This is a genomic window from Janthinobacterium sp. GW821-FHT03A03, assembly GCF_059421435.1.
In genome coordinates, this window is the sequence record NZ_JBWKUZ010000004.1 from 236,571 (window position 1) to 260,266 (window position 23,696).

The 23,696-nt window shown below is 57.2% G+C and carries 23 protein-coding genes and 1 pseudogene; 3 read left to right on the forward strand and 21 right to left on the reverse strand.

Annotated features, from left to right (window positions below; all coding sequences use genetic code 11):
* Nucleotides 1-745 precede the first annotated feature (745 nt).
* Nucleotides 746-1,108 (forward strand): hypothetical protein, encoded by a 363-nt coding sequence (locus AC07VI_RS11915; RefSeq protein WP_139842451.1) that lies wholly within the window; start codon nucleotides 746-748, stop codon nucleotides 1,106-1,108.
* A 325-nt stretch (nucleotides 1,109-1,433) separates the two neighbouring features.
* Here the strand turns inward: AC07VI_RS11915 and AC07VI_RS11920 are convergent, their stop codons facing one another.
* The 9 genes and pseudogenes from AC07VI_RS11920 to AC07VI_RS11960 form a co-directional block, all read right to left on the reverse strand.
* Nucleotides 1,434-1,802: a cupin domain-containing protein gene (locus AC07VI_RS11920; protein ID WP_086145217.1), complete on the reverse strand. Its 369-nt coding sequence runs from the start codon at nucleotides 1,800-1,802 to the stop codon at nucleotides 1,434-1,436.
* Nucleotides 1,803-2,199: 397 nt separating this feature from the next.
* Entirely contained in the window at nucleotides 2,200-3,786 is a 1,587-nt protein-coding gene (locus AC07VI_RS11925) for a sensor domain-containing diguanylate cyclase (protein ID WP_172404718.1), read from the reverse strand.
* Nucleotides 3,787-4,277: 491 nt separating this feature from the next.
* Nucleotides 4,278-4,418: pseudogene (locus AC07VI_RS11930) on the reverse strand (transposase); the annotation flags it as partial.
* Between the two features lie 51 nt (nucleotides 4,419-4,469).
* A complete protein-coding gene (locus AC07VI_RS11935; RefSeq protein WP_226935582.1) occupies nucleotides 4,470-5,153 on the reverse strand; it encodes a tyrosine-type recombinase/integrase in 684 nt (227 codons plus the stop codon).
* A complete protein-coding gene (locus AC07VI_RS11940; protein ID WP_226935580.1) occupies nucleotides 5,113-5,487 on the reverse strand; it encodes an Arm DNA-binding domain-containing protein in 375 nt (124 codons plus the stop codon). Before AC07VI_RS11940 ends, AC07VI_RS11935 begins: the two co-directional genes overlap by 41 nt.
* 324 nt (nucleotides 5,488-5,811) lie before the next feature.
* Entirely contained in the window at nucleotides 5,812-7,422 is a 1,611-nt protein-coding gene (guaA, locus tag AC07VI_RS11945) for a glutamine-hydrolyzing GMP synthase (protein ID WP_071324006.1), read from the reverse strand.
* A 170-nt stretch (nucleotides 7,423-7,592) separates the two neighbouring features.
* Complete coding sequence (guaB, locus tag AC07VI_RS11950; RefSeq protein WP_076573220.1) at nucleotides 7,593-9,053, reverse strand: IMP dehydrogenase; 1,461 nt, start codon at nucleotides 9,051-9,053, stop codon at nucleotides 7,593-7,595.
* Between the two features lie 145 nt (nucleotides 9,054-9,198).
* Nucleotides 9,199-9,489 carry an RnfH family protein gene (locus AC07VI_RS11955; RefSeq protein ID WP_086145218.1) on the reverse strand — a complete coding sequence of 97 codons (291 nt, stop codon included), beginning with the start codon at nucleotides 9,487-9,489 and terminating at the stop codon, nucleotides 9,199-9,201.
* Nucleotides 9,482-9,913, reverse strand: a complete 432-nt coding sequence (locus tag AC07VI_RS11960) for a type II toxin-antitoxin system RatA family toxin (RefSeq protein ID WP_076569812.1) — start codon at nucleotides 9,911-9,913, stop codon at nucleotides 9,482-9,484. Before AC07VI_RS11960 ends, AC07VI_RS11955 begins: the two co-directional genes overlap by 8 nt.
* A gap of 93 nt (nucleotides 9,914-10,006) precedes the next feature.
* Here AC07VI_RS11960 and smpB point away from each other — a divergent pair, with 93 nt between their 5' ends.
* Nucleotides 10,007-10,456: an SsrA-binding protein SmpB gene (gene smpB, locus AC07VI_RS11965; protein WP_492993758.1), complete on the forward strand. Its 450-nt coding sequence runs from the start codon at nucleotides 10,007-10,009 to the stop codon at nucleotides 10,454-10,456.
* Between the two features lie 71 nt (nucleotides 10,457-10,527).
* Here the strand turns inward: smpB and AC07VI_RS11970 are convergent, their stop codons facing one another.
* From AC07VI_RS11970 to ppsA, 6 genes are all read right to left on the reverse strand, one after another.
* Entirely contained in the window at nucleotides 10,528-11,496 is a 969-nt protein-coding gene (locus AC07VI_RS11970; RefSeq protein ID WP_492993756.1) for an IS1595 family transposase, read from the reverse strand.
* A gap of 340 nt (nucleotides 11,497-11,836) precedes the next feature.
* Nucleotides 11,837-12,145 (reverse strand): H-NS histone family protein, encoded by a 309-nt coding sequence (locus tag AC07VI_RS11975; protein WP_076569808.1) that lies wholly within the window; start codon nucleotides 12,143-12,145, stop codon nucleotides 11,837-11,839.
* A gap of 627 nt (nucleotides 12,146-12,772) precedes the next feature.
* Nucleotides 12,773-13,717 carry an SPFH domain-containing protein gene (locus AC07VI_RS11980; RefSeq protein WP_086145220.1) on the reverse strand — a complete coding sequence of 315 codons (945 nt, stop codon included), beginning with the start codon at nucleotides 13,715-13,717 and terminating at the stop codon, nucleotides 12,773-12,775.
* 15 nt (nucleotides 13,718-13,732) lie between these two features.
* Complete coding sequence (locus AC07VI_RS11985) at nucleotides 13,733-14,149, reverse strand: NfeD family protein (protein WP_099376084.1); 417 nt, start codon at nucleotides 14,147-14,149, stop codon at nucleotides 13,733-13,735.
* Between the two features lie 314 nt (nucleotides 14,150-14,463).
* Entirely contained in the window at nucleotides 14,464-14,961 is a 498-nt protein-coding gene (locus AC07VI_RS11990) for a Dps family protein (RefSeq protein ID WP_086145221.1), read from the reverse strand.
* 169 nt (nucleotides 14,962-15,130) lie between these two features.
* The gene (ppsA, locus tag AC07VI_RS11995; RefSeq protein ID WP_492993753.1) at nucleotides 15,131-17,560 is read right to left on the reverse strand and encodes a phosphoenolpyruvate synthase; all 2,430 of its coding nucleotides are present in this window, start codon (nucleotides 17,558-17,560) and stop codon (nucleotides 15,131-15,133) included.
* 152 nt (nucleotides 17,561-17,712) lie between these two features.
* Between ppsA and ppsR the strand changes: the two genes are divergently transcribed.
* Nucleotides 17,713-18,561, forward strand: a complete 849-nt coding sequence (gene ppsR, locus AC07VI_RS12000; protein ID WP_086145223.1) for a posphoenolpyruvate synthetase regulatory kinase/phosphorylase PpsR — start codon at nucleotides 17,713-17,715, stop codon at nucleotides 18,559-18,561.
* A gap of 52 nt (nucleotides 18,562-18,613) precedes the next feature.
* Here ppsR and AC07VI_RS12005 read toward each other — a convergent pair whose 3' ends face one another.
* Genes AC07VI_RS12005 through lpxD form a run of 6 tightly spaced genes read right to left on the reverse strand, consistent with a single transcriptional unit; the run spans nucleotide 18,614 to nucleotide 23,560 of the window.
* Nucleotides 18,614-19,396: a TrmH family RNA methyltransferase gene (locus AC07VI_RS12005; RefSeq protein ID WP_086145224.1), complete on the reverse strand. Its 783-nt coding sequence runs from the start codon at nucleotides 19,394-19,396 to the stop codon at nucleotides 18,614-18,616.
* Nucleotides 19,393-20,031, reverse strand: a complete 639-nt coding sequence (gene rnhB, locus AC07VI_RS12010) for a ribonuclease HII (RefSeq protein WP_086145225.1) — start codon at nucleotides 20,029-20,031, stop codon at nucleotides 19,393-19,395. The genes AC07VI_RS12005 and rnhB overlap by 4 nt, the downstream gene beginning before the upstream one ends.
* Nucleotides 20,032-20,075: 44 nt before the next feature.
* The gene (lpxB, locus tag AC07VI_RS12015) at nucleotides 20,076-21,251 is read right to left on the reverse strand and encodes a lipid-A-disaccharide synthase (protein WP_099376068.1); all 1,176 of its coding nucleotides are present in this window, start codon (nucleotides 21,249-21,251) and stop codon (nucleotides 20,076-20,078) included.
* Entirely contained in the window at nucleotides 21,235-22,026 is a 792-nt protein-coding gene (lpxA, locus tag AC07VI_RS12020; protein ID WP_086145227.1) for an acyl-ACP--UDP-N-acetylglucosamine O-acyltransferase, read from the reverse strand. Before lpxA ends, lpxB begins: the two co-directional genes overlap by 17 nt.
* Nucleotides 22,026-22,508, reverse strand: a complete 483-nt coding sequence (gene fabZ, locus AC07VI_RS12025; protein WP_086145228.1) for a 3-hydroxyacyl-ACP dehydratase FabZ — start codon at nucleotides 22,506-22,508, stop codon at nucleotides 22,026-22,028. Before fabZ ends, lpxA begins: the two co-directional genes overlap by 1 nt.
* The gene (gene lpxD, locus AC07VI_RS12030; protein ID WP_086145229.1) at nucleotides 22,505-23,560 is read right to left on the reverse strand and encodes a UDP-3-O-(3-hydroxymyristoyl)glucosamine N-acyltransferase; all 1,056 of its coding nucleotides are present in this window, start codon (nucleotides 23,558-23,560) and stop codon (nucleotides 22,505-22,507) included. The genes fabZ and lpxD overlap by 4 nt, the downstream gene beginning before the upstream one ends.
* Nucleotides 23,561-23,696 lie beyond the last annotated feature (136 nt).

Below are 23,696 nucleotides of genomic sequence, written 5' to 3' on the forward strand. Positions count from 1 at the left end.
AATGCAGCATATCTGTCTTGATATGGATCAAGTCAACCTCATTAGATACTTGCAAAAAAATACATGTATTGATCTATCGCAAATCGTCTTGTAATTTTCACTGAAAATATTTTTTAAAATAATTTCCACAACAGCAAAATTACCAAAAAGACACCAAGTCACTAACCGGACATTGCATGCATAAATGCATCAACAACGTCCTTCCGTGCTGGTAGATTGCCTCGCCTGAGACTGAACTGTATCTGAATCGCAAACGCATCAGATCCCGGTATACGGACTGTCGCCGTGCCGTTCTACGCACGAGTTTTGGGTGATGGACCAGCGCACGTAGACATCAGAGCAGCCGAGGCAGCACCTCTCAGCGCTGACAAGCTGTCTCTTCTGTAGGGGCGGCCAGGTACCAGATACAACAAAAGGCCGCTACAGGGGAGCCACTGACTGAGGCGTGCTTCCTATCAAAAGGAACGTAAAACGATAGCAACACCGAGTACCCGATGCTCAAGTGACATCGATAGGCAAAAACAAGTCAGACCTGCCCGTGGATGCGCCGGTCTCGTTCAAGTCACTCATCCACGGCTGCAGGCGGAGAAACTATCTTTCGTTTGCTGCATCTTAATAGCACAGTCATGCGCGGGATCTATCTGCAGCCATGAGTATCGGCCAATGTGACACTGAGCGGTAGCAATCCATGGCAGGAATCGACCTGGAAGCACCCCGGTCCGCGTGTGATTTTGACGAGTCCCTCATGCTTGACCTCGACATAGGCGGCGCCCTCCCCCACCAAGGTGGTAGCCAATCGCAAATGGCCGTGCAACAAAAGATAATCACTGCCGTTCCGAACTACCCAGATATCCGTAAGCATGGAGAACATTCCTTTCATGACATAGCGTTATCACCAGCGCGATGCAATACATTGGATCAGCGCATGCCGTCCGTATTGCAGGTGAATGAATACTGTATCGCTGGGTGTACGCAACGTCACTGCAAACGTATGATCTACATCAATGATTCATGCAGGAAAGCCATTTTTGCAACAACCATGCAATTTCCGTATAACCAGTGCAATGAGAAAAATAACTTTTCTCCCGCCACACCATTTCCATACTAGCCAAATATTTCCTATTGAAAATCGTCCTGATGACAGATACTTGGTGGGGATATGGAAATTTCGAATTAAAAGAAATCAGAAAGTGGTGTTTCCGACTCGGTCGAAACCGCCTTGAAACGGTTCCGGCACGCAATCATGTCCCTTCATTACCTCTTGACCGGCATGAGGAATAGCAAGCGATCAGTAAACAACTCAACTTCCTCGATGGCTAACTTCAGGCCGTAAAGACAGTGGCCCTGATTCTTGGGGAAGAAGGTATTCCAGGGCCAGCGAATGCCTCCAAATGACGCAGAGTAGCGAAGCGGGTACGCGAACCCAGCAAGCACTACTGTGGTTTGGCGTACTTTGCGACGCCTGTTACATCAAACAATACGCAACGCTGACTGCCAACTACCCAGGCATCGTGCCCTGGTGGCATATAAAAAACATCACCAGGCCCATACTCCATTTCAGACCCATCGTTCATTTTAACGATCATTCGTCCTTCGAGTACCATGCCGGTATGAGTTGCTTGGCAGGAATCAGTACCTGCTATCGGTTTTACGTGCAGACTCCAGCGCCAGCCGGGTTCAAATTCGCCGCGCCCCATTGTCTGGTTGCCAAGCGTGAAGACAGCCATCTGACCTGCTCCATCTTTGAATGGGCGGACTTCGTCCGGTTTGTCCCAAGATTTCTTTTCCAACATTGCACTCATAGCTTGACCCTCCTTTTAATTACTGGGAAGAATGACATTGCCAAATAAAAATGATTCGCCGAGAAACAGTACTCCCTGCAGCCGAACACATCACGATCAACTTCCACACCAAAATGTCATGTTGGCAGTTTCAATATAACTCAACAATAAAAATTTGCAACTATGCTATTTCTTTGCATTTACTTAAAACAACCAAAAATATCGACATCAATTCATCAACACATCAACACATCAACACATCAACACATCAACACATCAACACATCAATATTAATCCAATAAATATCTTCTTCAAATTCATATACCCCATCTACTTCGTGGAATCAAGAAATTAAATACAATTATTGAAAGTGGCAAGCCATAAAATATCGCCCTTCCCCACCCGGCTCAAGAAATATTCAATTCACCAAAATAAACACCGTCTCCGACTGCTCAAGATGGCATACTTTATTACGCCCCGACTCCTTGGCCTTGTACAGTGCCTTATCGGCGGACTCGACCAACTCAACTGCCTCATTCTGCAGGTGAATTGGTGAAAATGCTTCCACACCGATACTTACTGTTACAACATCAAGTGGGTTACCGCTATGCGGGATGCCTAAAGCTTCGACAGCAAGCCGAATACTTTCAGCAACAGCGATTACGCCAGCAAGATCCGTTCCTGGTAGTAAGACCACAAATTCTTCGCCGCCATAACGTGCAGCAACATCGCCTGCTCGGCGCATGGCCATGGTAAGCGTATGGGCAATTTTCTTCAGGCACTCGTCGCCAGCGACATGACCGTAGATATCATTGTATTGTTTAAAAAAATCAACATCGATCATCAGCAATCCAAGAGTACTTTCCCCGCGCTGTGCACGATTAAATTCCTCTATCAATGCTTCGTCAAAATACCGTCGATTCGCCAATCCCGTCAGTCCATCTTGCATGACAAGATGTGCCAGAATATCATGTGATATTTCCAGCTCGTTGCTTTTCTCCTCGAGTTTTCCCGCAATTTTTGATCGCAAGTCAATTTGCATGACCATCCGATACCCAAGAAATCCGATGAGCAAGACCAATACACCTCCTGCAGAAACTTGAATGCATGCATCGGTGAACCAATTTTCCAGTATCTCATCCTGCGACAGGGCGGCAGAGACAACTAATGGGTACTCCTCTATTCTTCGATAGCTATTTATCCGAACAACGCCATCTTGCCCGGATTTTATAACTGCTGTTCCGCTGTCTGATTTCGGCAAATAGTCATGGAATAATGGCAACTTTGAGATATCTCGCCCCAACTTACTGGCATCGAAAGGCCTTCTTAATAGCAATATTCCTCTTTCATTGGCGATAAAAATTGCACCTCTATCGCCTATAGAAAATAGATCATAAAATGACCTGAAGTATCTCATATTAATGGTGGCAAGTGCCACGCCACCAAAATTTCCATCTGGAAGGTTAATTCTGCGAGATACCGTGATAATCCACTCACCCGTCGATTTGCTGCGCACAGGAGGACCAATATATGGACCGCGATCACTGTGCGTTCGATGATGCTCAAAATATTCACGATCAGAATTATTTAAATTTTTAAGCAACACTTTCTGGGAGTTCACCAACCAATTGCCATTCTTATCATAAACAAATATTCCATGCAGTTGGGGTAACTCAGTTACTCGCGTGACCAGAAGAGTGTGAATGCGATTCAACTCGATCTCAGATACGCCATCTATTTCAATTCGCTCCACCAAGCCAACCAATAGTGTATCGGCTTCTTTGATCGTGTCATATGCATGCTGTGCAACTGCATGTGCCAGGTTTGAGCTGGCTTGACCTGCCTGGTCCAGTTCGACGTTCCTTGCCCGCCAAATCATTCCTAGCTGAACCACAAGAATGGAAAGGCAAACCAAAACAACGAATACAATCGCCATGGGCACTAGTGAAAATCTCCGCAGGCTAAAACTACTTGAATCTTGTGCCAAACCATCGATAGCAGACATAGCCCCCTCCATTTTTTTGCCGATGTTTTCAGTGTTAAATACCGTACTCCTTATTGTGAATAATCACGAAAAGTAACCACTAAAAATGAAAACATAGTGTGCATCGACTCTGCTTTCTACCTGAGTTTGAGTTGTCATTCCTCTGGTGCGCCATGTTAAATATCAAAGACAGCGCAGATTTATTTTTTTTGTTGCGCATTTGTTGAAAGTGATTATGTGAGACTTTCCGCCCCTCTCCAACCAATATGATCGACTTGTACCTGCTGATAAATCCGCATCAATCAGGGGAAGGAATCAAGGAATTTAGGAGAAATTATGTCATCTAGACATCTCAAAATAACAACTTGCCTTGGCCTCGGTTTCGGTTTGATAGCCTTATTGCCCATCCTGGTGATTGCACTCCGGCTGAACGGTATGCAACAGATACAGAACCGGATGTGGCGTGATGCCCTGCCGCTCCAACTGAAGCTGCTGCACCCAGCGGCGCAGCACTGATTCACCCAGCGGCGCAGCACTGATTCGCCGATGCCCACCGGACGGCTTGCCTCCGTATGGCTGTATCCTTGATCCAGTACCAGGCATGCCGCCCGCTGTTTGAACTCAGGGGAAAACGTACGTCTTTGCTTGCTCATCAAACACCTCTCCATGGCGAGCATTCTCGCCTAAATCAGTGTCCGGGTACATTAAACCACTGCATGCGGCGAAAAGTCGGCCAGCTGCTTCCCGCAGTCTCGCGCCATGGCGCATACAGACACCAGAATACGATTGAGCGAAGCGCCATTCATCGGCACATCAGGGTCATATCGCGATGGCAAAATATAAGGCGACGTACCAGCACAGGTGCGTAGCGCGACAAACATATCGAGCGCCTGGCGTGACAAATAAACGTTGTGGGGGTTGCGGCGCTTCATCCGCCTGGCCGGAATGGTCCATAGAGCATCGGTAAAATTGACCTCGGTCCATGTTGCATCCGTCAGTTCGGACTTACGCACCATGGTGAGTAATAGTAATTTGCAAGCCAGGCGCAAGGTCGGCGCGCACTGCACGTATTCGATATGTTCGTAGAACAGCGCGATCTCTTCGGCACCCAACGCGCGGTCGCGCGGCTCAAATACGGCAATGGATGAAGGAGCGACCAGATCCGCAGGGTTTTCAACCTTCTGTCCTCTTTGTTCTGCGTACTTAAAGACCGGTTTCACGATATCGCGCGCATGCACGGCCGTCGCAGGAGCGCCACGTGCGAGGATGGCGTCGCATACGGAACGCAACTCGTTGTGCGTAATCTCATGCAGCAGGAGACTGCCAAATGGGCGTTTCAGATCGCGTTCATACACCGCGCGCCGCATATCCCGCGTCGACTCCGCCATTTTGTACTTTAATAGCCAACGGTTCGGCCCAAACACTGAATGGTTCTCCCGCTGCCAGTTGGGTACGCGATTTGGCTTTGAGGCGCGACGGGGACTTGCCTTCCGATTGCGCTTTCTTGGCTTGCTCCAGGCGCGCCCTTGCCTCCTGCAAGCTCAAGCCACCAGCACCGTACCGTCCGAGCACCAAGGTTTCACTGCGGCCATTGACGCGGTAGTTATAGCGAAACGAGATGGTGCCAGTGGGCAGGACCGTCGCATACAGACCGTCACGATCCGGCACCTTATAGGCTTTCGTAGCAGGTTTCAGGTTTTTCAGTTTCGCATCGGTCAACATGGTCACCTCCCACTCCTACACAAGTCTGTACTGGCGGCCGATTCATTTCAAACAATCAGTCACTTAGTGCGAAAAAAGTGAAATCGTTATCCCATCTCGGGCTGCTGACACCTTCACGATGAAGAGCGTAAAAAAATACGCTAAAACTCCTTTAAAATCAAACACTTAAAACGAAAAATACCCGCAAAAATACCCACAAAAAAACGTGCTTGGCTCTGTCGACGGTTGCTTGCGTTTGCCAGACAAAATAAAAAAAGCCCCTGAAAAATCAGGGGCTTAACTGTTGCATTGACCCGGCATTACCTTACGGTGCCGGACGGGAGATTATTCCCACTCGATGGTCGCCGGCGGCTTGCCCGAGATATCGTATACGACGCGGTTGATGCCGCGCACTTCATTGATGATGCGGTTAGAAACCTTGCCCAGCAAGCTGTGCGGCAGGTGCGCCCAGTGGGCCGTCATGAAGTCTTGTGTCTGCACGGCGCGCAGGGCCACCACGTATTCATAGGTGCGGCCGTCGCCCATCACGCCTACCGATTTAACCGGCAGGAACACGGCGAATGCCTGGCTCGTCGCCTCGTACCAGTTTGCCGGCAACGCATCCGGATCGACGGCCTGGCCGGCGACGAATTCGTAGGGCGTATTGCGCAGCTCTTCGATGAAGATGGCGTCGGCGCGACGCAGCAGGTCGGCGAACTCTTTCTTGACTTCACCAAGGATGCGCACGCCCAGGCCCGGACCCGGGAATGGGTGGCGGTAGACCATGTCATGCGGCAAGCCCAGGGCCACGCCGAGTTTGCGCACTTCGTCCTTGAACAATTCGCGCAGCGGCTCCAGCAGTTTGAGCTTCATGGTGTCGGGCAAGCCGCCCACGTTGTGATGGCTCTTGATGGTCTGGCCTTTCTTGCCTTTGCCCGCCGATTCGATGACATCGGGGTAAATCGTACCCTGCGCCAGCCATTTGGCGTTCACCAGCTTGCCAGATTCCACCTGGAAGACTTCGACGAATTCGCGGCCGATGATCTTGCGCTTTTGTTCCGGATCAGCAACGCCGGCCAGGTGGCCCATGAACTGGTCTTCCGCGTCGATGCGGATAACCTTGACACCCAGGTTCTTGGCGAACATGTCCATGACCATCTTGCCCTCGTCCAGGCGCAGCAGGCCGTGGTCGACGAAGACGCAGGTCAGTTGGTCGCCGATGGCGCGATGGATCAGCGCTGCCGCGACGGACGAATCGACGCCGCCGGACAAGCCCAGAATGACTTCATCCGTACCCACTTGCGCGCGGATCTTTTCCACCGCTTCGCTGATGTAGTCAGGCATGTTCCAGTCCGACTTGCAACCGCAGATTTCATGCACGAAACGGCCGATGATGGCCTTGCCCTGCACCGTGTGTGTCACTTCCGGGTGGAATTGCACGCCATAGAACTGGCGCTCTTCGTCCGCCATGGCGGCGATCGGGCAGCTGGGCGTGTTGCCCATCAACTTGAAGCCCGGAGGCATGTCCAGTACCTTGTCGCCGTGGCTCATCCACACTTTCAACATGCCGTGGCCTTCATCCGTGACGAAGTCGGCAATACCGTTGAGCAACTTGGTGTGGCTGCGGGCGCGCACTTCGGCGTAGCCGAATTCACGTACCAGGCCGTTTTCCACCTTGCCGCCCAGCTGGGCAGCCATGGTTTGCATGCCATAGCAGATGCCCAGCACGGGTACGCCCAACTCGAACACGGCTTGCGGCGCGCGCGGCGAATCGCCTTCCAGCGTTGAGTTGTGGCTGCCCGACAGGATCACGCCGGCAGCGCCATAGTTGCGCACGAATTCGTCGCTGACGTCATACGGGAAGACTTCGGAAAACACGCCGGAATCGCGCACGCGGCGCGCGATCAGCTGGGTGACTTGGGAGCCGAAATCGAGAATGAGGATTTTAGAATGCATGATGGAGACTTTATCTGAGGTCATTACAAAACCGGCGCACTGGGCGCCGGTCTGGTCTGTCGCTATAGCGCAGCGGAAAAATTGTTCAGGGCAAGGCGCAGTGCCGAAGACAGTACGAATAGTACGGCGAGGCACTGTAACGCAGCCATGGGCAATTTTTCCTGTTGCGCTTACTCGGAGCGGTAGTTTGGCGCTTCTTTCGTGATCTGCACATCATGGACATGCGACTCGCGCATGCCGGCCGAGGTGATTTCAACGAATTCCGCCTTTTCGCGCAGTTCGTCGATGGTGGCGCAACCGCAGTAACCCATCGATTGACGCACGCCGCCCACCAGTTGGAAGATGATCGCCAGCACGCTGCCCTTGTAGGCCACGCGGCCTTCGATACCTTCAGGCACAAACTTGTCGGCCTTCATGGTGGCGTCCTGGAAGTAACGGTCAGCCGAGCCGTCGGACATCGCGCCCAGCGAGCCCATGCCGCGGTACGACTTGTAGCTGCGGCCCTGGTACAGGATCACTTCGCCTGGCGCTTCTTCCGTACCGGCAAACATGGAACCCATCATGACGGTCGAGGCACCAGCGGCCAGCGCTTTCGAGATATCGCCCGAGAAGCGGATACCGCCGTCGGCGATACATGGCACGCCCGTGCCTTCCAGTGCTTCGGCAACATTCGAGATGGCCGTGATTTGCGGCACGCCCACACCGGCGACGATACGCGTGGTGCAGATCGAGCCAGGACCGATGCCGACCTTGACCGCATCGGCGCCGTATTCGACCAGCGCCTTGGCGGCGGCGGCGGTAGCGATGTTGCCGCCAATCACTTCCACCTGCGGATACTTGGTCTTGATCCACTTCACGCGGTCCAGGATGCCTTGCGAGTGGCCATGGGCCGTGTCGACCACCAGCACATCAACACCGGCGGCGACCAGCAGGTCGATACGCTCTTCATCCTTGGCACCGACGCCGACGGCAGCGCCGACCAGCAATTTGCCCTGGCTGTCCTTCGACGCGAACGGATGGGAAGTCGACTTCTGGATATCCTTGACGGTGATCAAGCCGCGCAATTCGAAAGCGTCATTGACGACCAGCACGCGCTCGAGGCGGTGCTTGTTCATCAGGCGCTTGGCTTCGACTGTGTCGGCGCCTTCCTTGACGTACACGAGCTTGTCGCGCGGCGTCATCTTGGCGGAGGCTTCCGCGTCGAGCTCCTGTTCAAAACGCAAGTCGCGGTTGGTGATGATGCCGACCACTTCCTTACCCTTGACGACAGGGAAACCGCTGATGCCGTATTGTTCCGTCAGGGCAATCACGTCGCGGATCTTCATGTCCGGCGGAATCGTGATCGGATCGCGCAGCACGCCAGCTTCGAAACGCTTCACGCGGGCCACTTCACGCGCCTGGTCCTTCGGATTCAAATTCTTGTGGATGATGCCGATGCCGCCTTCCTGGGCCATCGCGATCGCCAGGCGGGCTTCCGTCACCGTATCCATGGCTGCGGACAGCAAGGGAATATTCAGGGTGATATTGCGGGTCAGGCGAGTTTTGAGGGACGTATCGGCGGGCAGAACGTTGGAGTAGGCTGGGACGAGCAGCACGTCATCGAATGTGAGTGCTTTTTGAAGTAGACGCATAGCATTTCCTATTGGCGCAAAAGCAGATTATACAGAAAAAAGCGCCCTCCGTCCTTGCAGCATAGAAAAGATATTTGAAAATAACAAAAAAATGTCGTGCCCGGCACGGCTGGCAGGCGCTGCCAGCCCCCTGCCCCGCACATGTTCAGGCGGGCTTGTTGCCTGCGCGGCGCCGGCGCGCTTCTTTCGGATCCGCCTGCAAGGGACGGTACACTTCCACGCGGTCATGCTCGCGCAAAACGGTATCGAGCGGCTTTCTCTTGCCGTAGATGCCGACCACATTGGCAGCCAGGTCAATCCCGGGCATCTCCTGCAGCAAACCGCTGCGCTCCACAGCCTGCCCAATGGTCGTACCGGCAGGCACCGTCAAGCTGCGCAAGAAGCTGCTGTCGGGCAAGGCATGACATACCTGCACCTGGATGTCTGCCTCAGCCATACACCGTCTCCGCGCGTTTGCAGAAGGAATCGACCATGCTGTTGGCGATCATGCCGAACACGGGGCCGATGATCTGCTCGAGCACGCGGCTGGAAAACTCGTAATGCAGGTCCAGTTCGATCTTGCAGGCGTCCTCGCGCAGGGCTTTGAAGGTCCACACGCCGTCGAGGGTCTTGAAAGGACCATCTACCAGCTTCATCTTGATGGAGCTGAAAGGCACGTTCTCATTGGACGTGGTGAAGCTTTGGCGCACGCCGTGGTAATGTATGCCCACGCTGGCGACGATCGTGTTCTCGCCCCGCTCGCGTATTTCGACCGCACCGCACCAGGGCAGGAATTTGGGATAATCCTCCACCGCCGCCACCAGCGCGAACATTTGTTCGGCGCTGTAGCCAAGAAAAACTGATTTATGTACTACTGCCATTGAAGAACCATTTGCTATGATGTTGGATACATTTGATTTTATCGCGCTTGCGCGAGACAGTAGTTTAACCGACCCGCGCACATTTACCATCTCATGACCATAGCAGACAACAGAAAAGCCTTCCACGACTACTTCATCGAGGATCGCTACGAAGCGGGCATCGTGCTGGAAGGCTGGGAAGTCAAAGCCATCCGCGACGCCCGCGTGCAAATCAAGGAAGCCTACGTTGTCGTCCGCGGCGACGAGCTGTTCCTGTTCGGCGCGCACATCAGCGCCCTGCCAACCGCCTCCACCCACATCCACCCGGAAGCCGTGCGCACGCGCAAGCTGCTGCTGCACCGTGCGGAAATGGATAAACTCATCGGCAAGGTGGAGCGCTCCGGCTACACGCTGGTGCCGCTCAACCTGCACTACAAGGGCGGCCGCGTGAAGTGCGAAATCGGCCTGGCCAAGGGCAAGAAACAGCACGACAAACGGGCTACCGAGCGCGATCGCGATGGCGCACGCGAAGTCCAGGCGGCAATGAAGGTGCATCGCCGCTAAAGGCAGCACCACACACGCGGCGTGCAAGGCAACACCAACCAGCCCGGCTATATGCCGGGTTTTATTTTAGGCTATGTCACCGTCAGGTGTGGGAACGCTCCCAGCGTTGCCTTCAGCAATGTTTCTGCAGAGCGGATGCGTCCCGCGTCGAGTATCCAGCGCCACCCCAGGTAATTCGGCAGGTAGCGCGTGGCCACGCCGTGAAAGACGACCAGCCATTCCCGCAAACGGCGGTGATAGGCATTGACGTTCTGCACATGGACGGCGCCCCGCACGCGTATGCCGGCGCGCAAGTTGACGGCCTGGTGGCTGATCCCCGCCTCCCCGGAAAAAGCCCGGTAGGCGACATGGCCGTCGGTCACCAGCAGGACGTCCTGGTCGATAACGGGCGGCAAACAGCCATGCAGCTGCGCCCCCGTCAGCACGCCGTTTCCCGCGACGAAAGCCAGGGTTTGTCCCGTGCGGTCGCGCGCCACAACGATGCACACTGGCGCACTGAAAATACCACGCTGGCGGGCACGGCCGCCACGGCGACGGGCCGGACGTGCCAGATACCGCGCGCCCTTTTCCGATTCCAGCACGTACAGCTCATCGGCCTCGACGATGCCGTGCAGACGATGCGGCCGGTCCGTTTTTGCCAACGATAAAAACCGGTGGCGCCAGCGGAAGGCGGTATTGCGGTGCACACCCAGTTGGCTGGCTGCCCGGCGCACGGAATCGGATGCAAGCAGGCAATCGGCGTAATCGAGCCACCGCGATTTATGGCGCAGGCGGGCCAGCGGCGTGCCGGTTAGCGCATTGAATGTGCGCCCGCACGGCACGCAGCGGTAGCGCTGCAATCCGTGTGCGTGGCCATGGCGGTGAGCATGGCAGCTGTTGCAATCCGGACAGTGCAGACGCTGCCGGGCCACGCTTTCGACCAGTGCCACGGCGGCGTCCTGCCAGGCGGCCCCGCGCAGCAGGACGATGCCCTCCAGGCGCTGGCGACGGTTCAGTGCGGCGAACTGGGCGATGAAGATTTTCCACTGGGCTGGCTGCATGGAAGGCTCCCGTTTGGCTGAGATAGACAGTCAGACAACCGGGCCAGAGAAAAAATCCGGGACTTCCCATACTTAATGGGGACAGAGCCCCACTATTTTGCCGATTGCAGACAGCAAGCGGAAAATCCACAAACAGTGCGATGAAAACGAAACAGAGAAGGGAAAAGAAAAAACAGGAGAAAGGCTGGTATTGTTGAAAATACCATAAAATAAACAGCAGATGAATCAGGCTGACCGCAAGGGCAAAGAGCCATAAACCAAGAAAGTTCCGGATGCTTGCATGCTGCCTTGTACTACACCTGTACTACCACACAGGACAAGCATCCGAATGAACGGTGAATTACACCTTCAGCAGATCACGCGACTTGCCCGAATCGGTCCACTCTTTGACCCATTTCGGCTGACGGCCACGGCCAGTCCATTGCTGTGTCGGATCATCGGGATTGCGATAGCGCACAGCGACGGTACCGGTTTTAGCGCGTATGCCTGTACCAACCAGATCTTTTACGGAAACACCGACGCTCTGAGCGATTGCGAGGATTTGTTCACGGGCTTTGGACAGGTCATCTTGCTCGCGCTTTTTCATTTGCTTCTTGATGTCGTCCTGCAGCGTACGCAGTTCGGACAGGGATAAGCTGGACAGATCCATGATATTTCCTTTGTGTGAGTTGAAAAATATAACTGAACAGTTAAATTCTATCCAATTGTAACGCGGCTGAGGCAATTTTTCTTGAGATTTGAATGTTTTTTTGCACTTCTTTTATCAAAAAACCCAGTTTCACATGGCCATGGGCCGGTACAGTCCCCAAAAAACGCTGCAACTGCCGCGACGGCAAGCCCGCCAGCAGGGACCAGGAGAAGATTCAATTTGGCGCCCTGTGTCATTTATTTTGCAGCACTTTTTGTTTCATTGCAATTTATTGCCATAATAATGGCAATTCACGAAAAGCATGGGAGCAATACTATCCTTCCCTTTTCTCGGTAATTCATTGAAATCGAATGTCTACCAGCACACATTCAGCTCATCACATGCCGCCGCATGTACATCGGCGCCTACTATAATCGAAAACATAAACCAGTGCTGCACGCCAGGCATAATATGCAAACATGCGGAGCATACCACGGCATAAAATAACGAAACCTGTATATGTCAAATGAGCCGCATTTTCCGACACGCTCCGCTGCCTATCGCACCATACAAATGCAAACCGCCCGCTATCGGGCGGGCGGCACTTGCTGCGTCACTTACTACTGAATAACTAGTCAGGTCTGGCCCTCAGGGAATGGCCACCCCGCTTTTCGGCTTCTGGCTTTTCACCACCTGCATCGCCGTCGCAATCAAGCCGCTCATATCGCCCAGATTGGCCGGCACGATAATCGAATTATTCGTTTTAGCCAATTGTGCAAATGCACCAACATACTGCTCGGCAACCTTCAGATTAACGGCATCTTCACCGCCCGGCTCGCGAATCGCCGCCCCTACCTGGCGCAACGCTTCGGCACTGGCCTGCGCCAGGGCCACGATGGCGGTGGCCTGCCCCTCGGCGCGATTGATGGACGCCTGCTTCTCGCCCTCCGAACGGGCGATGTTCGCTTCACGTTCGCCGCTGGCAATATTGATCTGCTCCTGCTTGCGTCCTTCCGACGCGGCGATCAGCGCGCGCTTTTCCCGTTCGGCAGTGATTTGCGCCTGCATCGCATGCAGGATTTCCTTTGGCGGCGTCAAATCCTTGATTTCATAGCGCAATACCTTGACGCCCCAATTGGCGGCAGACTCATCAATGGCATTCACGATGGCGGTATTGATATGGTCGCGCTCTTCAAATGTCTTGTCGAGCTCCATTTTACCGATAACGGAACGCAAGGTAGTTTGCGCCAGCTGCGTAATGGCGGCGATATAATTCGACGAGCCATACGAGGCGCGCATGGCGTCGGTAATCTGGAAATACAGAATCCCGTCGACCTGCAATTGCGTATTGTCGCGCGTAATGCACACCTGTGGCGGCACATCAAGCGGGATTTCCTTCAGCACATGCTTGTAAGCAATACGGTCGACGAATGGCACGACGATATTCAGGCCGGGGCCCAATACGGCGTGGAATTTTCCCAGGCGCTCGACTACCCAGGCATGCTGCTGCGGCACCACATTGACCGTCTTGAAGACAAATACCAATGCCAGCAATAACAAGATCAGCGACACGCTTCCGATGTTTACTTCCATAATCTACTCTCCAGGTTATCCAACAATCAAACGGCTGCCGCGCACGGCACGTATGGTGTAATGACCGGCCTGCGTATCACTGCCGGGTATCAATTCCACATCCCACAAGGCACCGCGATACGTGACACGCGCCACGCCATCGACCCAATGCGCCACGGCCACGCTTTGCCCGATATCGAGATTCACATTCGGATCCTGGGCCGCATCGCGCCGCGCCGCCTTGCCGAAACGGCTGCGCCGCAATAACAGGGTCGCAGCCACGCCGACAATGGCCGCCGTCATGGCCTGCCAACTGCCATTACCGCCCGCCAGCGCCACCAATCCGCCCGCGCCGACACCGATGGCGATCATCAGCAGATAAAACGTGCCCGTGAACAATTCCAGGATCAGTACCACGCCTGCCGCCACAAACCAGCCCACCCATTCAGCCATGATGCCTCCGTCCATTTGAATCCGAAAATAAAAAACCCCGCAGCCTATATAAGCGACGGGGTTTAATGCGAAATACCAGCTGATATTATTCTTGCCAGACACCTATATACAAGCAGTCTAACGCAATTCCGGATGACGTCAATAGCCGGGGGCGAATTAGCCCGCTGGCCCGGCACGTTTCACACCTGACAAAACCGTAGCGAGCGGATGTGATTTGTGGCTGAGAAGCGGAACTGTGCGAAGTACGGGGCCGCCGAGGCAGTGAGCATCGGCGGCGGCAAATCGCGACGCGCAGTAGGTACTGGCAGGTGCTCTTACTCTTCCAGCAGGCTGCGCAACATCCACGCTGTCTTTTCATGCAAATCCAGGCGCTGCGTGATCAGGTCGGCCGTTGGCTGATCGTTGGCCTTTTCCAGCAGCGGGAACAAACGGCGCGCCGTGCGTGCAGTTGCCTCTTGCGCCGACACCAGATGGCTGACCATTTCCAGGGCTGGCGGCACGCCGTCGATTTCCTTGATCGAGGCCAGCTTGACGAATTCCTTGTACGTGCCCGGTGCCGGATAGCCAAGGGCGCGGATGCGCTCGGCGATCAGATCCAGCGCGCCCCATTGCTCCGTGTACTGCGTCATGAACATCAGGTGCAGGGTGTTGAACATCGGCCCCTTCACGTTCCAGTGGAAATTGTGGGTCATCAGGTACAAGGTGTAGCTGTCAGCCAGCAGGCCGGACAGGCCTTCCGCGATCTTCGCACGGTCCGCTTCGGAAATGCCGATGTCGATCTTTGCAGCTTTGGTCGGTTTCTTGCTTGCCATATGAACTCCCGTCAATGTGTTGGTGGAATCATTTTAGCTGATCTTGCGCTACCTCATCATTCAGCCGCGTGCGCCGCCCGCCAGGGACTTGACACCGAGGATGGCACATAAAAAAACCCGCTGCCAGGTGAGTGGCAGCGGGTTTTCAGAGGGCAATAATGATAGATGCTTACGCTTTCAGCGCAGCCAGCTTTTGCCAGGTATCGATCACCGAGTCAGGATTCAAGGACATCGATTCGATGCCCTGCTCCATCAGCCAGACGGCAAAGTCGGGATGGTCGGAAGGACCCTGGCCGCAAATGCCGATGTACTTGCCGCGTGCCAGGCAAGCCTTGATGGCCAGGGCCAGCAGCGCTTTCACGGCAGGATCGCGCTCGTCGAAGTCGGCGGCCAGCAATTCCATGCCGGAATCGCGGTCCAGGCCCAGGGTCAGCTGGGTCAGATCGTTCGAACCGATCGAGAAGCCGTCGAAATGGTCGAGGAACTGGTCGGCCAGGATGGCGTTCGACGGCACTTCGCACATCATGATGACGCGCAAGCCGTTCTCGCCCCGCTTCAGGCCGTTTTTCGCCAGCAGGTCGATGACTTTCTCGGCCTGGCCCAGGGTGCGCACGAATGGCACCATGATTTCCACGTTTGTCAGGCCCATGTCATTGCGCACGCGTTTCATCGCCTCGCATTCCATGTTGAACGCTTCGGAGAAGTCGGCCGACAGGTAGCGCGCCGCGCCGCGGAAGCCCAGCATCGGGTTTTCCTCGTCCGGCTCGTAGCGCGAACCGCCGATCAGCTTCTTGTACTCGTTCGACTTGAAGTCGGACAGGCGCACGATGACTTTCTTCGGCCAGAACGCGGCGGCGATGGTGGCGATGCCTTCGGCCAGCTTGTCGATATAGAACGCTTTCGGCGATGCGTGACCTCGCGCCACGGATTCCACGGCCTTTTTCAGGTCGGCGTCGATGTTCGGGTATTCGAGGATCGCGCGCGGATGCACACCAATATTGTTATTGATGATGAATTCCAGGCGCGCCAGACCCACGCCGGCGTTCGGCACGGACTGGAAGTCGAACGCCAGTTGCGGATTGCCCACATTGAGCATGATCTTGGTGTCGAGCTTCGGCAATTCGCCGCGCGACACTTCCGACACTTCCGTTTCCAGCAGACCGTCGTAGATCTTGCCTTCGTCGCCTTCCGAGCAGACGACGGTAACAAACGTGCCATCTTTCAGCACGTCGGTCGCGTCGCCGCAGCCGACGACGGCAGGCACGCCGAGTTCACGGGCAATAATTGCTGCGTGGCAAGTACGGCCGCCGCGATTGGTGACGATGGCCGAAGCGCGCTTCATGACCGGTTCCCAGTTCGGGTCCGTCATGTCGGCAACGAGTACGTCGCCTGGCTGCACGCGCTCCATGTCGGCCGGGTCGTGAATCACGCGCACGGGGCCGGCGCCGATCTTCTGGCCGATGGCGCGGCCGGACGTCAGCACGGTGCCGGTGCTCTTCAGCTTGAAGCGTTCCTGCACGTCGGTCGCCTTTTGCTGCGACTTGACGGTCTCGGGACGCGCCTGCAGGATGTACAGCTTGCCGTCGCGGCCATCCTTGCCCCACTCGATGTCCATCGGACGGCCATAGTGGTTTTCGATGATGACGGCGTATTTCGCCAGTTCCACCACTTCGCTGTCGTTCAGCGAGTAGCGGTTGCGCATTTCGACAGGCACGTCGACGGTTCTCACGGAACGGCCGGCTTTCGCTTCGTTCGTGAATTCCATCTTCAGCAGTTTGGAGCCGATATTGCGGCGGATCACAGGCGACTTGCCTTTTTCCAGCATCGGCTTGTGCACATAGAATTCGTCGGGGTTGACGGCGCCCTGCACCACGGTTTCACCGAGGCCATAGCTGGAAGTGACGAACACCACGTCCTTGAAGCCCGATTCCGTATCGATGGTAAACATCACGCCGGCGGCGCCCAGGTCGGAACGCACCATGCGCTGCACGCCGGCCGACAAGGCCACTTCAGCGTGCGTAAAACCCTTGTGTACGCGGTAGGAAATGGCGCGGTCGTTGTACAGCGACGCGAATACCTGTTTCATCGCTTCGAGCACGTTGTCGATGCCGACCACGTTCAGGAAAGTTTCTTGCTGGCCAGCAAAAGATGCGTCCGGCAAGTCTTCCGCCGTCGCCGAGGAACGCACGGCAAACGACATTTCGGTATCGGAGTCGGCCACCAGCTTGGCGTAGAACTGGTCGATTTCAGCCGCCAGGCGGGGCTGGAACGGGGTTTCCACGATCCATTGACGGATCTCGGCACCGGCTTGCGCCAGCGCGCGCACATCGTCGATGTCCAGGCCTTCCAGGCGCTGGGCAATGCGCTCGGCCAGCGGCAGGCCGCCGTTGGCGCTATACGACAGGAAGTCGCGGAATGCCTGTGCCGTGGTGGCGAAGCCACCGGGCACGCGCACGCCAGCTTCGGCCAGCTGGCTGATCATTTCGCCCAGGGAGGCGTTCTTGCCGCCGACGGATTCGACATCCGTCATGCGCAAATGCTCGAACGAGGCGACGTACACCGCGTCCTTGTCTTTCTCCTGCGATACTGCGTTGGTCATAATGACACCCTTACTGATGATAGAAATCTTTACGCGAGGCGCACAGACAGTCTTCTTGTTATTCTTGGCGTCGTGCAGCACAATCATACCGTTACAGCCATTTTACCTTGTGCGGCGCAAATTGACGACGCACAATCTTGATCCGAAAACCCATGACACAAGAACCACGCCCCCCTCTGCCCGCCGCGGCCCGCACCGTTTTCTTCGTTTCTGACGGTACCGGCATCACCGCCGAGACGTTCGGCCATTCGGTGCTGACGCAGTTCGACCTGCGCTTCCGCCAGATTCGCCTGCCCTTTATCGACACCATGGACAAGGCGTACGAGGCGGCGCGCAAGATCAACGAAGCGTTTGCCACCGACGGCCAGCGTCCCATCATCTTCTCCACCCTGGTGAAAAACGACCTGTCGGCCGTGATCCGCAAGTCCAGCGGCATGCACATGGACCTGATCCAGACCTTCGTCGCCCCGCTGGAGCAGGAGCTGGGCGTGATGTCCACCCACACCATCGGCCGCTCGCACAACATCGTCGACAGCGAGGAATACAAGAACCGCATCGAGGCGATCAATTATTCGCTGGCCCATGACGATGGGCAGTCACACAAGAACCTGTCATCGGCCGATGTCATTCTGGTGGGTGTTTCCCGCTCTGGCAAGACCCCGACCAGCCTGTACCTGGCCATGCAGTACGGCATCAAAGCGGCCAATTACCCGCTGATTCCCGAGGATTTCGAGCGTGAAAAGCTGCCGACGGCACTGAACGAATTTAAGAATAAAATTTTCGGATTAAGCATTACGCCCGAACGTTTGTCGGAAATACGCAACGAAAGACGTGCTGGAAGCAAGTATGCGGCCATTGAAAATTGCCGCTATGAGGTCAACGAAGCGGAGAAAATGATGAAACGCGAGGGTATCCGCTGGCTGTCGTCGACCACCAAGTCGATCGAGGAAATCTCCACGACGATCCTGCAGGAGATCAAACCGAACCGCCGCGAATACTGAATCAGGCAGCCGGACAAAAAACGGGGCCCTTGAGGCCCCGTTGCATTTCCTGCTACTGGTTCTGGCGCACCTGCTCGAAGAAGCAGACGGCGGCGCAGGCGGCCACGTTCAGCGATTCGATCTGGCCAAGATGGGGAATGACCACCTGGTGCGTCGCCATCGACAGCAAATCGTCGGCCACGCCCTGCCCTTCGTGGCCGAACAGCCAGGCAACTGGCTGGCGCAGGTCGACGTCGTACAAGCGCTGCGTGGCGTAGCCGCTGGTGGCGAGGGTCGCCACCTTGGCGCCGGCGACCAGTGCGGCCAGGTCGACGTTTTCAAAGATATCGAGCACGAAGTGCGCGCCCATCGCTGCGCGCAGCACCTTGGGCGACCAGCAGAAGGCCGTGCCGGCGCTGCAGTACACCTGCGTGATGCCGGCGGCCGCCGCGCTGCGCAGGATGGAGCCCACGTTGCCCGGGTCTTGCAGGTTATCGAGCAGCACGGCCGACACGCTCAGCGGCTGCGTGACGGCCCGCTCCGGCGTCTCGATGAGGAACATCACGCCCACGCCGTGCTCCACCTGGCTGACGGCGTTGTACAGCGCGTCGGGCAAGCCCAGTACGTGCGCGCGCTGCGCTTCGAGCTGGCCGACGATGTCCGCCACCTCCGCATTCTGCAGGGCGCTTTCGCTGACGATGCATTGTTCCGGCATGCCGCGCAGCTGCAGGTAGGACTGGCACAGATGCACGCCGTCGAGCAGGGTGCGGCCCGACTTGCGGCGCGCCTGCGAACTGCCCGCCAGTTTCAGCAAATCCTTGTATTGCGCATTGTCGCGCGAAGTGATCGTCTTCATGCCACCACCTCCTGCGCGCCGAACAGCGCAATGACGTTGCGCACGGGCGCGAACGAACGGCGGTGCACGGGCGAGGCGCCGTGCAGGTGCAGCCGCTCCAGGTGCAATTTGGTGCCATAGCCCTTGTGCTGGTCAAAGCAGTACTCGGGATAGGCCGCGTGCAGGTGCACCAGGGCCGCGTCGCGCGCCGTCTTGGCCAGGATCGAGGCCGCGGAAATCGAATCGACCTTGTCGTCGCCGCCGACGATGGCCATGCCGCGTATTGGCATCACGGGGCAGCGGTTGCCGTCGATCAGCGCCAGGGTCGGCACGGTAGACAAAGCCTCGACGGCGCGGCGCATGGCCAGCATCGACGCCTGCAGGATGTTCAGGCGGTCGATTTCCTCTTCCGACGCTTCGGCGATGGCCCAGGCCAGGGCCTTGGCCTTGATCTGCGGCGCCAGCAGGTCGCGTTTGGCTTCGGTGAGCTTTTTCGAGTCGCGCAAGCCGTCGATGGGCTGATTCGGGTCGAGGATCACGGCGGCGGCGAAGACCGGGCCGGCCAGCGGACCGCGTCCTGCCTCGTCGACGCCGCAGATGATTTCATCGAGCGAGAATGGCAAGTCGTCAAACAGGCCGGGATAGATATTTTTCACGTTGAATCTTTGGTTGGTACTGCGGTTGAAGCGGTGATCGGGAATTACTTGCCATTGGCGGCGATGACCTGCATGACGGCGTTGGCGCTCTCTCGCGCGCTGTCGCGCAGCAGGCTGTGGTGCATGTCCGTGAAACGCTGCACCAGGCGCAGGCGGCCCGGCACGTCGCTCAGCTGCCGCCACATGGCCTCGGCCAGCGCTTCGGGACTGGCCGCGTTCTGCAGCAGTTCGGGCACCAGGTAGTCGCGCGCCAGGATGTTCGGCAAACCAATCCACGGCTGGTAGCCCATGTGGCGCATGATTTCCCACGAAGCGCGCATCATTTTGTAGGCGATGACCATGGGCTTCTTGTACAGCGCCACCTCCAGCGACGCCGTGCCGGACGCCACCAGTACTGCATCGGCGGCGCAGATGGCAGTGTGCGAGCCGCCATCGGTGAGCAGGATTTCGACATCCTGCAAGCCCGCCTCACGGATGAGTTGCAAAAAGTACTGGCGCTGCTTTTCGCCGGCCATCGGTGCGACGAAGCGCAGCGAGCGGTCGCGCGCCAGCAGCAGCTTGCAGGCGGCCACGAACGCCACCGTATTGTATTTGAGTTCGCCCATGCGGCTGCCCGGCATCAGGGTCACCACGTTGGCGTCTTCGGGCAAGCCCAGGACACGGCGCGCGGCCGCTTCGTCGGGCTGCAGGGGGATCATCTCGGCCAGCGGATGGCCGACATAGGTAACGGGCACGCCTGCCTTGCGGTAGATCTCTTCCTCGAACGGGAAGATCACCAGCATGTGCGAGACGGCCTTGATGATTTTCTTGATGCGCCCGCCGCGCCAGGCCCAGATCTGCGGCCCGATGTAGTGCACGGTGGGGATGCCGCCTTCCTTCAGCTGCTGCTCGAGTCCCAGGTTAAAGCCCGGGTAGTCGGCGCCGATGAAGACGGCGGGACGCTCCGCCAGCAGCTGGTCGCGCAGCGCATTCTGGATGCCCTTGATTTCGCGGTAGCGGGGAATGATCTCGAACAGGCCGCGCACGGTCAATTTGTCGAGCGGCCAGTCCGACACGAAGCCCTGCCTGGCCATGTGCTCGCCGCCGATGCCGTGGAAGCGAGCGCCGGGCAGCTGCGGCACGAGGCCGGACAGCAGCCGGCTGGCCAGCAGGTCTCCCGACACCTCGCCGGCGACGATGGCGACCGACAGGCCGCTGGACTGGTCAGCGGACGATGCCACGCGACGCCACGCCCAAAAATTCGCGCATGGCGCGAATGTGTTCCGCCACCTCGGGCGACGATGCCGCTTCTTCTTCGAACAGGGCCGCCTTGGATTCTTCCAGGGTCAGTCCCGAGCGATAGATGAGTTTATACGCGGCGCGGATGCCGTTGATCTGCTCGCGCGTAAAGCCGCGGCGTTTCAGGCCTTCGATATTGACGCCATGGGCCTGCGCCGGATTGCCGTTCAGGAGCACGAACGGCGGCACGTCCTGCGTCAGGCTGGTGCTCATGCCGACAAAGGCATGCGCGCCGATCTTGCAGAACTGGTGCACATTGGCGAAACCGCTCATGATGACCCAGTCGCCGATTTCCACGTGGCCCGCCAGCTGGGCGTTGTTCGAAAAGATGGTGTTGTTGCCCACCAGGCAGTCGTGCGCCAGGTGCACATACGCCGAAATCCAGTTGTCATTGCCCAGGCGCGTCACACCGCCGCCTTGCACGGTTCCCGTGTTGAAGGTGCAAAACTCCCGGATGGTGTTGCGGTCGCCAATTTCCAGGCGCGTGGCCTCGCCAGACCATTTTTTATCCTGCGGCTGCGCGCCGATGGAGGAAAACTGGAACAGGTGGTTGTCCGCGCCTATCGTCGTATGGCCGTCGATCACCACATGCGGGCCGACCCTGGTGCCGGCGCCGATGCGCACGTGCGGGCCGATGATGGAGTACGGGCCCACCTCGACCGAGCTGTCCAGCTCGGCCTTCGGATCGATGACTGCCGTCGAGTGGATGGCCGCCATTACTGCCCCGCTGGCTGGCTCGCATCCTGCGCGCTGCGGATCGTGCACATCAGTTCACCTTCTACGGCCAGCTTGCCGTCGACCGTACCGACGGCCTTGTATTTCCAGATGCCGCGCGAGACGCGCAGGATTTCCACGTCCATCTTCAACTGGTCGCCCGGTTCGACAGGACGCTTGAAGCGCGCATTGTCGATGCCGACAAAGTAGACCACCGAGTTCTCGTCCGGCTTCACGCCCATCGACAGGAACGACAGCAGCGCCGCCGTTTGCGCCAGCGCTTCGATCATCAGCACGCCGGGCATGACCGGCTTGTGCGGGAAATGGCCCTGGAAGAACTCTTCGTTGACCGTCACATTCTTGATGGCGGTGATGGTTTTGTTCGCCTCCCAGTCCAGCACGCGGTCGACCAGCAGCAGCGGGTAGCGGTGCGGCAGCAGCGATTTGATGGCGAGGATGTCGAGGGTCTTGTTTTCAGTAGTCATTTTTCGTCTTGCGTGGTCAGTGTTTTAATTGTTTTTTCAAGCGCGCGGATTTTTTCGCGCATGCTTGACAGGTTGCGCACGATGGCGGCGCTCTTTTCCCAGTCGGCGTTCTTGGCCAGCGGGTAGAAACCCGTGTACTGGCCCGGCTCCGCGATCGAGCGCGAGACCATGCTGCCGGAACCGACATGGACGCGGTCGGCAATCGTCAGGTGGCCCAGCACCATGGCGGCGCCGCCAAAGGTGCAGTACTTGCCGATGACGGCGCTGCCCGCCACGCCGACGCAGCCGGCCATCGCCGTATGCGCGCCGATGTGGCAGTTGTGGCCGATCTGGATCTGGTTATCCAGCTTGACACCATCTTCGATGATGGTGTCGGCCAATGCGCCACGGTCGATGGTGGTATTGGCGCCGATATCGACATCGTCGCCGATCACCACCCTGCCCGTCTGCGGAATCTTGATATACACGCCGCCCTCGTTGGCGAAGCCGAATCCGTCGGTGCCGATCACGGCGCCCGAATGGATGATGCCGCGCTGGCCGATCATGCAGCGCGCATGGAAGGTCACGTTGGCGAACAACTGCGTGCCGGCGCCGATGACGGCGTCGCGGCCCACCACGCAGCCAGGACCGATCACGCAGCCGGCGCCGATCACGGCGCCCGCCTCGATCACCGCATGGGCGCCGATGGACGCGCTGGCATCGACCTGCGCGCCGGCGTCGACAAAGGCGCTCGGATGGATGCCCAGCGGCGCCCTGATTTCATGCAGGTCGGCGAAATACTGCGCCGCGCGCGCGAAATACACATAGGGATTCGGTGTGACGATGCGCGCGCCCGCATACTCGGCGCCGATCAGCGCATCGTCGGCCGGCGTGAGGATCAGCGCAGCGGCGCCGCTCTGGGCCGCCTGTGCGCGGAACTTGCTATTGCTGAGAAAGCTGATGTGCGAAGCGCCGGCGTCAGCCAGCGGAGCGATCCCTGAAACTTCCAGGTTGGGCTCGCCCGCCAATTGTCCGCCGAAGCGTTCGACCAATTCTCCTAGTCGAGTGCCCATCTATGAAACCCTTATAAAAACGCCTGCCACTGCCTACTGCGCGGCGCGATTTGCGGTCTCCGATGCTCACTGTGCATGCGCACAGCTCCGCTTCTCAACCACAACTCACATCCGCTCGCTACGGCACTGCCAGGCG